We start from the raw sequence: 13013 nt of genomic DNA on the forward strand, positions 1-13013 counted from the left end.
GCCCCTTGCGCCCCAGACCGCCTATGGTACATGAACGCGCAAAGCGCGAAAGCCCGCGCGAAATATGCCGTTTCAGTGCTTCTTCGAGAGTTTCATGTCCGACAAGGTCGTCACCCGTTTTGCCCCCTCGCCCACCGGCTACCTGCATATTGGCGGGGCGCGCACGGCGCTGTTCAACTGGCTCTATGCCAGGCACACCGGCGGCACGATGCTGCTGCGTATCGAGGACACTGATCGCGAGCGCTCCACCGAAGCCGCCACGGCCGCCATTCTCGACGGATTGACCTGGCTTGGCCTTTCCTGGGATGGCGACGCCGTCTCCCAGTTCGAGCGGGCTCCGCGCCATCGCGAGGTGGCCGAGGAACTCGTGCGCCTGGGCAAGGCCTATTACAGCTATGAGACGCCGGCGGAGCTGGAAGCGATGCGCGACGCAGCGAGAGCCAAGGGCCTGCCGCCGCGTTACAACGGCCAGTGGCGCGACCGCGATCCGTCCGAGGCACCGGCAGGCGTCAAGGGCGCGATCCGCATCAAGGCGCCGACCGAGGGCGAGACGGTCGTCCATGACCGCGTGCAGGGAGAGGTGCGCTTTCCCAACAAGGATCTCGACGACTTCATCATCCTGCGCTCGGACGGCAACCCGACCTACATGCATGCCGTCGTCGTCGACGACCACGACATGGGCGTCACCCACATCATCCGCGGCGACGATCACCTGACCAACGCCGCGCGCCAGACGGTGATCTACAACGCCATGGACTGGGCGGTGCCGTCGATGTCGCACATCCCGCTGATCCACGGCGCCGACGGCGCCAAGCTGTCGAAGCGGCACGGCGCGCTGGGTGTCGAGGCCTATCGCGCCATGGGCTATCTGCCGGAAGCCTTGCTCAACTATTTGGCGCGGCTCGGCTGGAGCCATGGCGACGACGAGGTGATGTCGATCAAGGACATGATCGCCTGGTTCGACATCGGCGACGTCAACAAGGGCGCTGCCCGCTTCGACTTCGCCAAGCTCGAGGCGCTGAACGGCGTGCATATGCGCAAGATGGACGATCGGGCGCTGTTCGATATCTTCGTCGCCACTCTGCCCTATCTCGAAGGCGGTCCGGCGCTCGCCGCAAAGCTCGATGACAAGCGAAAGGCGCAGCTGCTTGCCGCCATGCCCGGCCTCAAGGAGCGGGCAAAAACCCTGGTGGAGCTGGCCGACGGCGCGGCTTTCCTGTTTGCCGAGCGTCCGCTGTCGCTGGACGAGAAGGCGGCGGGCTTGCTCAGCGCGGATGCGCGCGCGATTCTGCGCGGCGCGCATGGCGCGTTGTCTTCTGTCCAGGGCGAGTGGAGCGCCGCCTCGGCGGAGGCTTCGATCCGCGAGTTCGCGCAGGCTGGCGGGTACAAGCTTGGCGCGGTGGCCCAACCACTGAGAGCCGCGCTGACCGGCCGCAGCACATCGCCTGGCGTGTTCGACGTACTGGCCGTGCTGGGCCGCCAGGAAAGCCTGGCGCGCATTGGAGATCAAATCGATTAGGAGCGAACTGGCCCAAGAAGATTGGCATTGAAAGGTGTGTTTCGCAGTGCAACATTAGGCCTTGGCCCAATCTGGCACGCACCTCCTAAAATGCGGTGGCGAGTTCGCGCATTCCGGTGACTTCGACGTGTCGTTTGCAGGAATTGCCTTGCCGGCATGAGGATACAAGGGAGTTTGAGAATGAGCGAAGCTGCGACAAAACTGGAACCGGGCAGCAAGGCGCACGAGTCGACCGCCAGGCTCGAACTCGCCGGCAAGACCCATGAATTCAAGGTGCGAAGCGGGTCGACCGGGCCTGACGTCATCGACATCGGCGCGCTCTACAGCACCACCGGCGCCTTCACCTACGACCCCGGCTTCACCTCCACTGCAAGCTGCGAGTCGGCAATCACCTTCATCGACGGCGACGCCGGCATCCTTTTGCATCGCGGCTATCCGATCGACCAGCTTGCCGAACATGGCGACTTCCTCGAAGTCTGCTACCTCCTGCTCTACGGGGAACTCCCGACCAAGGCGCAGAAGGAGGATTTCGACTATCGCGTGACGCGCCACACCATGGTGCACGAGCAGATGTCGCGCTTCTTCACCGGCTTCCGCCGCGACGCGCACCCGATGGCCGTCATGTGCGGCGTGGTCGGCGCGCTGTCGGCCTTCTACCACGACTCGACCGACATCTCGGACCCGTATCAGCGCATGGTCGCCTCGATGCGCCTGATCGCCAAGATGCCGACCATCGCGGCGATGGCCTACAAATACCATATCGGCCAGCCCTTCATTTATCCGAAGAACGATCTCGGCTTCGCCGCCAATTTCCTGCACATGTGCTTTGCCGTGCCGTGCGAGGAGTACAAGATCAATCCGGTGCTGGCGCGCGCCATGGAGCGCATCTTCATCCTGCACGCCGACCACGAGCAGAACGCCTCGACCTCGACGGTTCGCCTCGCCGGCTCTTCCGGCGCCAATCCGTTCGCTTGCATCGCCGCCGGCATCGCCTGCCTGTGGGGCCCGGCGCATGGCGGCGCCAACGAAGCGGCGCTGAACATGCTGGGCGAGATCGGCCATGTCGATCACATCCCGGAGTTCATTGCCCGCGCCAAGGACAAGAACGACCCGTTCCGACTGATGGGCTTCGGCCATCGCGTCTACAAGAACTACGATCCGCGCGCCAAGATCATGCAGAAGACCGCGCATGAGGTGTTGGGCGAGCTCGGCATCAAGGACGATCCGTTGCTCGACATCGCGATGGAACTGGAGAAGATCGCGCTAACTGACGCTTACTTCATCGAAAAGAAGCTCTACCCGAACGTCGACTTCTATTCTGGCATCACGCTGAAGGCGCTCGGCTTCCCCACAACCATGTTCACCGTTCTGTTCGCGGTCGCGCGCACCGTCGGCTGGATCGCGCAGTGGAAGGAAATGATCGAAGACCCGCACCAGAAGATCGGCCGCCCGCGCCAGCTCTACACCGGCGCCACCGAGCGCGACTACGTGCCGATTGCGAAAAGGTAATTGAGCGAATAGCGAGATAGCGAGTAGCGAATAGGGGAAAGAAGGCAAACCGACAGCCCCACTCGCTATTCGCTACTCCCTATTCGCTCTCTTGATACACCCCATCACCACTTCCGCGGCGATCTCGCCGGAGGGCCGTTCGGTCACCATGCGCCGGGCAATTTCGGCAAAGCCCGCCTTTTGCCAAGCGCGCATGCCGGTGTCGGCAAACAGGGCCTCAAGTTGCCGGGCAAGGTTCTCCGGCCGGACATACTGGTCGTAGAATTCCGGAACAAGCGTGCGGTCGGAAATCAGGTTGGGCAGCAGGGCCGACCAAGTCGTCACCATATGCTGCAGCAGCTGGCGCGCAATCGGGTCCAGCTTATAGCAGGAAACCATCGGAACGCCGGCAAGCGCCAACTCGAGCGACACCGTTCCAGACGCGATCAATGCCGCATCGGCCTTGCCGAAGGCCTGCCATTTGCGCTCTGGCTCGGTGATGATTTCCGGCTTGTCATCCCAACTGGCGACCGAAGCCTTCACCAGCTCGGTGACATGCGGCACCGTCGGCAACAGCAGGCGCAGGCGATGGCCGCGTTGGCGCAGCACAGACATCGCCTTGCCGAACGGTTCCATCAGCCGGCGAACCTCGCCGCGCCGCGAGCCGGGCAGCACCAGCACCGTCTTGACACGGTCGTCGGAGAGGTCGCGCGGTTGGCTCTGCGCCCTGGCGGCGCTAAGCACGCCCGGATCCCGCGTCAGTCGGTGCCCGACATAAGTGCCCGGTGGTCCGCCGAGACGGGCAAGCGCCTTCACCTCGAACGGCAGGATGCACAGGATATGGTCGACATAGGGCTTCATCGCCACCGCCCTGCCCGGCCGCCAGGCCCATACGCTCGGGCAGACATAGTGGACGATCGGGATGGCCGGCGCCGTTGCGCGGACCTTCTTCGCCACGCGCAACGAGAAGTCCGGGCTGTCGATTGTGACGAGGCAATCGGGCCGCTCGGCCGCGATTATCGCAGCAGTCTGGCTGATGCGGCGCATCAGCCGCGGCAGGTCGCGCAGCACCGCGCTGAAACCCATCAGCGCGATCTCGCCGCCGTCAAACAACGGCGTCAGCCCCAGTTGCTGCAGGTGCCGGCCGCCGATGCCGACAAGCTGAAGCTTGCGGCCGGTCGTACGCTCGAGCGCCCGCACGATATCGGCGCCGAGCAGATCGCCGGATTCCTCACCAGCGACGATCGCGAGCTTGAGCGGCTTGTCCGCGGCCATCAGCCGGCTCCCTGTCTGGCCAGCTCCGTCGCGGGCAAACCGACGATGAAAAGGCCAAAGGCGTTCGCCCGGGCAAGCGTGGTCGGGCCTTCAAGGATAAGCGAACGGCCGGCCTCGACGGCTATGCCGGCAAGGCCTGCCGCATGAGCGGCCTCGACCGTCTGCGGGCCAATGGTGGGCAAGTCGGCCCGCAATTCCTGACCCGGCTTGGCGCATTTGACCAGCACGCCGCGCGCCTTGCCGGCCAGCCTGCCATGACCGCGCAAATCCTGCATTCTGTCGAGCAGACCGGCTGTGCCCTCAATGCCTTCCAGCGCCACGGCGCGACCTCCGATCGCAATCGCCGCCTGGCCGATATCGAGTGCGCCGATGGCCTTGGCCGCCTTGCGAGCGGCCTCGATGTCGCGCCAGTCGGACTGGTTTGGTCCGGCCGCCGTCAATGTGCCTTCGCTCGCCGTCAGTTCCGGAACGACCTCGTGCGCGCCGACGACCTTGACGCCTCGCGTTTCGAGGGCTCGGGTCAATATCTTCAACAGGCCATCATCGCCGCGTCGCAAAGCTCTGACCACAGAGGGAATTATCGCCAGCAGACCAAGTGTCGGCCTTATCTTGCTCAACCGCGGCCTGCGTTTGATCTCGCCGGCAAGGACGAGGTGGGTGATGCCCTGCCGCCTCAGCAACGGAAACAGCAGGCCGATGTCCTCCAGCGCAAGTTTTTCCTGATCGTAGGCCGCAAAGTCGGCCTCGCGGTCGACCTCACCGGCGGCGATGATGATGAAGGGCACAAAACCGTGCTTGACCAGGCCCTCCGCCACTTCGACGGGCAGGCTCCCACCGCCGGCAATGATGCCGACCTTCGAGCCCGGCGCGAGTTGGAACCCTGATGCGGCGCGCTCAGGCCTCGTCATCGCCGCTGTCATCGTCGCCGCCACCCTTCAGCGGCGGGACCGCATAGTGCCGCTTGCCGCCGCTGGCGATGAAGTCGATCATCTTCGTGGCGGCAGGAGACGAGGAGCCGAATTCCGCCCTGGCGAGATCGATATTCTCCGCGACGCTGCGGGAACGGTCGAAAATCGACCGATAAACCTTGCGCAGCAGGTAGATTTCCGAGCGCGGCAGGCCGGAGCGCTTGAGCCCGATGATGTTCAGGCCGCGCAGCTTGGCGCGATTGCCGGCGGCGATCGCATAGGGGATGATATCGCCGACAACCGCCGAGCAGCCGCCGATGAAGGCGTTGTCGCCAATGCGCACGAACTGGTGAACGGCGGTCAGCCCACCGATATAGACATTGTCGCCTATCTCGCAATGGCCACCAAGCGTCGCGCCATTGGCGAAGGTCGCGTTCTTGCCGACGACGCAATCATGAGCGATGTGGGCATAGGCAAGGAAATTGCCGTTGTCGCCGACACTCGTCTCGCCGCGGCTGGAATCGGTGCCGACATGCATCGTGACGCCTTCACGGATGGTGCAGTTCTCACCGACGACCAAGGTGGTGCGTCCGCCCTTGTGCTTGGTGTTCTGCGGCGGCGCGCCGAGCGTCGCCATCGGATAGACCTTTGTTCCGGCTCCGATGGTTGTTGCGCCCATCACCGACACATGGCTGACCAGCTCGACGCGGTCGCCGATGATTGAATCGGCGCTGATATGGCAAAAGGGTCCGATGCGGACACCTTTGCCGAGCCGGGCTCCTTCTTCGACGACCGAGGAAGGATGGATAGATGTCTCGACTTTCATGAGCATTTCGAACCGTCAGCCGGTAACCATCATGGCCGAAACCTCGGCTTCGGCGGCTTTCGCGCCGTCAACCATCGCCTCGCAGGCGAATTTCAGCAGGTTGCCGCGTTTCTTGATCTTCTTGACGTGGATCCTGAGCTGATCGCCCGGAACCACGGGTTTGCGGAATTTCGCGTTGTCGATGGTCATGAAATAAACCAGCGAGGGCTTTTCCGTGTTGAGGCTGCGAATGCAGATCGCGCCGGCGGTCTGGGCCATCGCCTCGATGATCAGCACCCCGGGCATGACCGGCTGTTGCGGAAAATGGCCCTGGAAATGCGGCTCGTTGATGGTCACGTTCTTGATGCCGACCGCGGACTCGTCGCCGTCTATATCGACGATACGGTCGATCAGCAGGAACGGATAGCGGTGCGGCAGGAGCTTCATGAGCCCCATGATGTCAACCGCCTCGAGTGTCGTTGCCACCATGTCAGCCATTTCCGTCGCCTTGCTTGCGCGTTCTGGCCATCCTGCGCAGCATCGCTATCTCGCGCATGGCTTCCGCCATGGGCTGCGCCGGGTAGCCTCCCCAGACCTCGCCTGCCGGCACGTTGTTCATGAATCCACTTCTCGCAGCAAGCTTGGCTCCCGGCCCGATGGTCAGATGATCGGCGAGGCCGACACCGCCACCCATGGTGACGTTGTCGCCGACGACGACGGAACCGGAAATACCCGAAAGGCCCGCTATAATGCAATTGCGGCCGATGCGAACATTGTGGGCGATCTGCACCAGATTGTCGATCTTTGTGCCCTGGCCGATGATGGTATCGGACATCGCACCGCGGTCGACGGTCGAATTGGAACCGATCTCGACGTCGTCCTGGATGATGACGCGGCCGATCTGCGGCACACGTTCAGGTCCCTTGGCGCCGCCCACGAAGCCGAAACCGTCCTGGCCAATCCTTGCGCCGCCATGGATGATGACGCGATTGCCCACAAGCGCATATTGGATGCTGGCTCCCGGGCCGATGAACCCGTCGCGACCGATCTGGCAGGAGCGGCCGACAACGGCGTGAGGTGCAATGACCGTGCCGCTGCCGATGGACACGCCGGGGCCGATCACGGCGCCCGCTTCGATGATCGCCCCTTCCTCGATATGGGCGGATGGATCGATAAAGGCATGCGCCGAGATGCCGGTTTCTCCGGTCATTGGTCCCGGAGTCGCGGCGTGCGGAAACAATAGGCGCCCGACCATCGCGAAAGCCTGTTGCGGACGAGGATGCATGAGCACCGCGATCCCTGGCGGCGCCTTGGTCGCAAAATCGGCGGGGCACAAGACCGCGGCAGCCCTCAGCGACTGCATCAGCGCGAAATTGCGCTTGCCGTCGACAAAGACGAGCGCGCCGTCACCGCCCTCATTGGCGGGAGCCAGCGCTTCGATGGCAATTTCAGCCTGCGCGGCATCAAGCAGGCTGGCGCCGGTCAGATTCGCGACCTCGCCAGCCGTATACCGGCGTGAAGGCGCGAAGAACACCGGATCGGTCATTCCAGAAGCAATATCCAGCTGGGTCGGCACAGTCCACTCCGGGCCGTCAACCGGCCCGGAACCATTGCAACCACGAAATTAGAAGCGGGTCGCGATACCGAAGTTGAATTCCTGCACATCGTCGGTCGACTCTTTCTTGACCGGGATCGCATAGTCGATGCGGATCGGGCCGAACGGCGAAGCCCACATCAGGCCGACACCCACCGAAGCACGGAGCTTCATGTCGGTCGATGCTTGAACGACACCAGGAGTGTCGACCTTGCTGCCGTACAGAGTTGCGGCATCAGCGAAAACGGCACCGCGCAAACCGAAACTCTCCGGGATCACCGGCAATGGGAATTGCGCTTCGGCCGAGGCATTGAAATAGGTAGTGCCACCAAGGTGGTCTCCAGTTGCGGTGTCAACGGGACCAATGCCACCATACTCAAAACCGCGGATCATGCGATCGTTGCTTTGGAACTGATCGAAAATGCGCAAACCATTATCGCCGTAGCCTGCAATGTAGCCGGCGCCGCCAGATACGAGACCGACAAGGTCAAGCTGCTCCGACAATGTCTGATAGACACTTGCTCGGCCAGTCACTTTCACCCATTTCGCATCGCCGCCAAGACCGGCGAACTCGGTCGTGCCGGTAACGAAGAGACCCTCATGCGGGTTCTTCATGTCGTCGATCGTGTTGTAGGTAAGACCCAAGCTGACCGAGGACTTCAGCCACGAGCCCTCATCGATGGCTTCTATGATGGCCTGCGAAAGATTGCAGTCGCCTTCTACGCCGTCATTGTTGTTGTCACAATCATTGAACTCGTACTTTTCCTGCGAGATGTTGTAGGCAAGCTGCGTCGAAATGTTGTCGGTAATCGGCAGACCGAACCGGACGGTCGCGCCGGTGGTGTCTGTATTGTAGTGATCGTACTCGCGGGTCGACTTGTAGATGTCGAAGCCCGCAGCAATGCGCCGGCCGAGGAAGTAAGGCTCGGTGAAGGAAAGAGCGAAGTCGCGCGAATTCTTGCCGCCGCCGGCCGACAGCTTGATGTACTGGCCGCGGCCGAGGAAGTTGCGCTCCGTGATCGAGCCCTCGATGGAAGGACCGGGCGTGTCGCCGCCGGTCGAATAACCAGCGCCGACCGAGAATTCGCCGGTCGACTTCTCAACCACGGTGACCACGAGCACGACCTGGTCCGGCGCCGAGCCCGGAACCGTCGAGATGTCGACGGACTGGAAGTAATCAAGGCCTTCCAACCGCTTCTTCGCGCGCTGGATGAGGACCTGGTTGAAGGCGTCGCCCTCGCTGACATCGAATTCGCGACGGATGACATAGTCGCGCGTGCGGTCGTTGCCGCGGATTTCGATGCGCTCGATATAGGCCTTGGTGCCCTGGTCGATGGTGTAGACGACCGAAATGGTGTGGTTCTCGAAATTGCGGTCGCCGCGCGGCGTCACCTGGGCGAAGGCATAGCCTGAGCCCGCGACCTTCTCGGTCAACGCGACGATCGAATCCTCGACGTCCTTGGCGTTGTAGACATCGCCCTTGTGGGTTTCGACAGTCGATTCCAGCGCCTTGGAATCGACCTCCGGAATGGTGCTTTCCACGCTGACGTCGCCAAATGTGTAGCGGTCGCCTTCCTGCACGGTGATGGTGACCGTGTATTTGTTGGTGGCGTCGTCAAGCTCGCCGACGGCCGAGACGACCTGGAAGTCGGCATAGCCATGATTGTAGTAGAAGCGGCGCAGCAGTTCCTGGTCGGCGCGCAGCTTGTCCTCGTCATAGACGTCGTCGCGCAGCACGAAGGACAGCCAGGACGAACGCTTGGTGTTGATGACATCGGACAGGCGGCGGCTGGAATAGGCGTGATTGCCGACGAAATTGATCGCCGCGATCTGGGTGCGGCCGCCTTCGTTGATGTTGAAGACCACGTTCACGCGGTTGTCGCCGAGGTCCATGATCTGCGTGGTCACGGCGGCGTCGTCGCGGCCAATTCGCTTGTATGCCGACTTGATCGCCTCGACATCGGCATCCAGCGCCTGCTGCGAGAAGGTCGCGCGCGGCTTCAGCTGGATACCCATCTGAAGCGCGTTGTCCTTGATCTTCTTGTTGCCCTGGAACAGGACCTGGTTGACGACCTTGTATTCGGAAACCTTGACCACCAGGCTCGAACCGACCTGGTTGATCTGGACGTCCGAGAACAGGCCGGTGCCGAACAGCGCCTTGACGGCATCGTCGATATCGGAGCTGGAGAAAGGCTTGCCCGGCTTGATCGAGATGTAATTGCGGATGGTCTCGGCATCGACGCGCTGGTTGCCGCTGACCTCGACACGCGAGATGACCGCTGCCTCGGCCACCGAGGTGGCAGCGAACTGCACTGCGAGCGCGCCTGGCAGGACCAGAGCGGCGGACAGAGCCGCCGCGGAAGCGGCGCTCAGAAACTTGGATGCTGCCTTCATCGGGCTTTTGTACCTTTTTCTCGTAGTCCCCACGGCGAGAAAACCGGACGTGCGGTATTTTCCCTTACCGTATTAACCGGATTTTCCCTACACGCAAGGCTCCCGGTTAATTTGTATTTACTTAACCGTACCGCGTGGCTTTCGCGTCACGCATATCCCCACGCATGGTAAACGGCATCTCAATATCACCGGCGCTGAAGCCAAATTTCTTCATGATTTCAGCACCCAAACAGATCATTCCAAAAAACGAAGCCCATGAAGCCGAGCACCAGGAACAGCCCGGTCCGATAGGCCATCTCCATCATTCGCTCTGAAACGGGCCGCCTTATGACGGCCTCCACGCCGTAGAACAACAGGTGGCCGCCGTCGAGAGGGGGAATCGGCAGGAGATTGAGAAATCCTATTCCGACTGACAGAAATGCAACAAGCTGCACCAGCCATTCGAAGCCGAGCTTGGCTGCCTGGCCCGACATCTTCGCGATCTTGATCGGGCCGCCCAACTGGCATTTGTCCTCGCGTCCAAGCGCAAAGCGCTGCAGGAACTGCCCGGTGCGCTCGATCACATGTCCGGTTTCCTCGACCGCCGCCACCACGGCGCCGGCCGGTGTATAGGAGATCAGGCGTGGCTGGCCGAGCTCGGCATTGTTGACGACGCCGATAACCGCAACCTTGACCTTGTTGCCCAGCGCATCCTGCTGCTCCATCGGCTCCGGTGTCGCCGTGACGGCGATTTCCTTGCCGTCGCGCAGCATGGTGAAGGTGATGGCATCGCCTGCCCGGCCCGAGACCAGGCGCTGCACATCGGCGAAGGTCTCCACCTTGCTGCCGTCGACTTTGACGAATCGATCGCCAGGCTGGATTCCGGCTTTGTCCGCCGGACTGCCCGCGGTGACCTGGGCCACCGTAGGTTCCAGAACCGGACGGCCATAGAGGGAAAACAGCACCGCAAACACGGCGATCGTCAGCAGGAAGTTGAACAGCGGCCCCGCAACGACGGTCGCGGCCCGTTTCCAGATGGGCTGCGTGTGGAAGGCGACCTCGCGCTCGGCGTCGGTCAGTGATTCGATCTCCTCGGCGCTCGGCTGGCTCGACGTCGCGTTCATGTCGCCGACAAATTTGACATACCCGCCAAGCGGAATGGCGCAAAGCTTCCAGCGCGTCCCGCGGCGATCGTTAAAGCCAACGAGCTCGGGGCCGAAACCGATGGAAAAGGCCTTCACGCCGATGCCGCACCAGCGGCCGATGAGATAGTGGCCCATCTCGTGGACGAACACGACCACGGTCAGCACGAACAGAAACGGCACGAGCGTGCCAAGGACGAAGCCTTGCGTGCTGAAGACCGCGTGAAAAATGTCGTTCAACTCATGCCCTCAAATTCGCCCGCACACGACACTCCGCCGCGACTGTGGCATCAATCCGGGCGAAACCGTGGCGCGCGCCGTTTTTCGCCTTGACCGTAGTGTCATTTAGTTCGGAAACAGCCCCAGTGCCGGATGCTCGGCGCCCGCCGCGACCCAACCAATGACGTACAGCGCCAGCGCGGCCGCGACAAGCCCGTCGACCCTGTCCATGACACCGCCATGGCCGGGAATAAGGTTGCTGGAATCCTTGGCACCATGCCGGCGCTTAACCCAGGATTCGAACAGGTCGCCGATCTGGGAAACGACCGACAGCGTCAGCGCGGCGAGTCCGAGCTGAACGAGATTGCCGGCGCCGGCTGCAATTGCCAGCAGCAGCCCGCCGGCAAGGCCGCCGACGGCGCCCCCAACCGCGCCGCTCCGTGTCTTGCCGGGCGAAATCGACGGCGCAAGTTTCGGGCCGCCGACCGCGCGGCCGACGAAATAGGCCGCGATATCGGTCGCCCAGACCACAGCGAACAGGAAGAGAATCGCAATCAGCCCGGAATGATTTTCGTCACGCAGATAGGCGAGCGAGAAGCCGGATAGTGCCGCGTAGGCCACCCCGGAGGCTTCCCACTGCGCGGCCCCGCGGGCGGCGACGGCTGCGACCGCGACGAGGATCGCGATCAGCAAAAGCAGCCACAAGGCCGGCACGCCGGCAATCAGCGCGCCGATGAAGATTACAATCAGTGCTTCCGGCAGAAAACCGAGCGCCGCGCCGTTGCCGGCGCGCGCCATGCGCGTCCATTCATAGAAGATCAACGCCGCGATTGCCCCACAGAATAGCCGGAACGGCAATCCGCCGAGCCAGGTGAGCGCAAGCGTCAGCGCCGCCATCACGATTGCCGAGATGACGCGCTGCTGGAGGTTGCTCATGCGTGGCGTCGCCTAAAGCGCGACGTCGCGGGCGGCGAGCCCGCCGAAGCGCCGTTCGCGGCCGGCAAAGTCGCGCAAGGCATCGGCCAGATGTTCGCGGCTGAAATCCGGCCAATAGCAAGGCAGGAAGACAAGCTCGCTATAGGCCGCCTGCCACAGGAGAAAATTCGACAGCCTGAGCTCGCCGCTCGTCCGGATCACAAGTTCAGGATCAGGAATGCCCTGCGTGTCGAGCGAAGCAGCAAAGCTCTCCGCCGTGATCGCGTCGCTCGCCATGTCGCCGCGCGCGACGGCATCCGCCAGCTTGCGAGCGGTGCGCACGATCTCGTCGCGGCCACCATAGTTGAAGGCAATGATGAGCGTCAGCGCCTCGTTGCAGGCGGTCAGCGATTCGGCCTCCTGCAGCAGGCCCCTGATGTCGGGCTGCAGCCCTTGCTTGTCGCCAATTATCCTCACCCGCACGCCGTTCTGATGCAGTTCGGCAAGGTCGCGGCGGATGAACAGCTTCAACAGACCCATGAGGTCGCTAACTTCGGATTTCGGCCGCGACCAGTTTTCCGAGGAAAAGGCGTAGACAGTCAGGTAGGAGATGCCGAGATCGGGCGCGGCGCGCACTGTCTTGCGCAGGGCCTCTACGCCCGCCCGGTGGCCGGCAAGGCGCGGCAGACCGCGCGCCTTGGCCCAGCGTCCGTTTCCATCCATGATGATCGCGACATGCGCGGGCATTGCCATAATCTCGCTTTCGAGCCGGAAA

11 protein-coding genes are annotated in these 13013 nt (G+C 62.7%); 2 read left to right on the forward strand and 9 right to left on the reverse strand.

Features of this window, described 5'->3' with window-relative positions:
- Positions 1–94 precede the first annotated feature (94 nt).
- Entirely contained in the window at positions 95–1519 is a 1425-nt protein-coding gene (gene gltX, locus EJ068_RS32235; protein ID WP_127250266.1) for a glutamate--tRNA ligase, read from the forward strand.
- 180 nt (positions 1520–1699) lie between these two features.
- Positions 1700–3028, forward strand: coding sequence for a citrate synthase (gltA, locus tag EJ068_RS32240; RefSeq protein ID WP_126060753.1), 1329 nt, complete (start codon positions 1700–1702; stop codon positions 3026–3028).
- Between the two features lie 72 nt (positions 3029–3100).
- On the opposite strand, the gene lpxB is transcribed toward gltA, so the two are convergent.
- The 9 genes from lpxB to EJ068_RS32285 form a co-directional block, all read right to left on the reverse strand.
- Positions 3101–4282 carry a lipid-A-disaccharide synthase gene (gene lpxB / locus EJ068_RS32245; protein ID WP_127250267.1) on the reverse strand — a complete coding sequence of 394 codons (1182 nt, stop codon included), beginning with the start codon at positions 4280–4282 and terminating at the stop codon, positions 3101–3103.
- Positions 4282–5190 (reverse strand): UDP-2,3-diacylglucosamine diphosphatase LpxI, encoded by a 909-nt coding sequence (lpxI, locus tag EJ068_RS32250; protein ID WP_127250268.1) that lies wholly within the window; start codon positions 5188–5190, stop codon positions 4282–4284. Before lpxI ends, lpxB begins: the two co-directional genes overlap by 1 nt.
- Positions 5177–6016, reverse strand: coding sequence for an acyl-ACP--UDP-N-acetylglucosamine O-acyltransferase (gene lpxA, locus EJ068_RS32255; protein ID WP_127250269.1), 840 nt, complete (start codon positions 6014–6016; stop codon positions 5177–5179). The genes lpxI and lpxA overlap by 14 nt, the downstream gene beginning before the upstream one ends.
- 15 nt (positions 6017–6031) lie before the next feature.
- Positions 6032–6493, reverse strand: a complete 462-nt coding sequence (fabZ, locus tag EJ068_RS32260; protein ID WP_095818698.1) for a 3-hydroxyacyl-ACP dehydratase FabZ — start codon at positions 6491–6493, stop codon at positions 6032–6034.
- Positions 6486–7541: a UDP-3-O-(3-hydroxymyristoyl)glucosamine N-acyltransferase gene (lpxD, locus tag EJ068_RS32265; protein ID WP_127250276.1), complete on the reverse strand. Its 1056-nt coding sequence runs from the start codon at positions 7539–7541 to the stop codon at positions 6486–6488. The genes fabZ and lpxD overlap by 8 nt, the downstream gene beginning before the upstream one ends.
- Positions 7542–7619: 78 nt before the next feature.
- A complete protein-coding gene (gene bamA, locus EJ068_RS32270; protein ID WP_127250270.1) occupies positions 7620–9983 on the reverse strand; it encodes an outer membrane protein assembly factor BamA in 2364 nt (787 codons plus the stop codon).
- A 218-nt stretch (positions 9984–10201) separates the two neighbouring features.
- Positions 10202–11344: an RIP metalloprotease RseP gene (rseP, locus tag EJ068_RS32275; protein WP_127250271.1), complete on the reverse strand. Its 1143-nt coding sequence runs from the start codon at positions 11342–11344 to the stop codon at positions 10202–10204.
- A 105-nt stretch (positions 11345–11449) separates the two neighbouring features.
- Positions 11450–12259: a phosphatidate cytidylyltransferase gene (locus EJ068_RS32280; protein WP_127250272.1), complete on the reverse strand. Its 810-nt coding sequence runs from the start codon at positions 12257–12259 to the stop codon at positions 11450–11452.
- 12 nt (positions 12260–12271) lie between these two features.
- The gene (locus tag EJ068_RS32285; protein ID WP_127250273.1) at positions 12272–12991 is read right to left on the reverse strand and encodes an isoprenyl transferase; all 720 of its coding nucleotides are present in this window, start codon (positions 12989–12991) and stop codon (positions 12272–12274) included.
- Positions 12992–13013 lie beyond the last annotated feature (22 nt).

It is taken from the genome of Mesorhizobium sp. M2A.F.Ca.ET.043.02.1.1, assembly GCF_003952405.1.
Classification (GTDB): domain Bacteria; phylum Pseudomonadota; class Alphaproteobacteria; order Rhizobiales; family Rhizobiaceae; genus Mesorhizobium.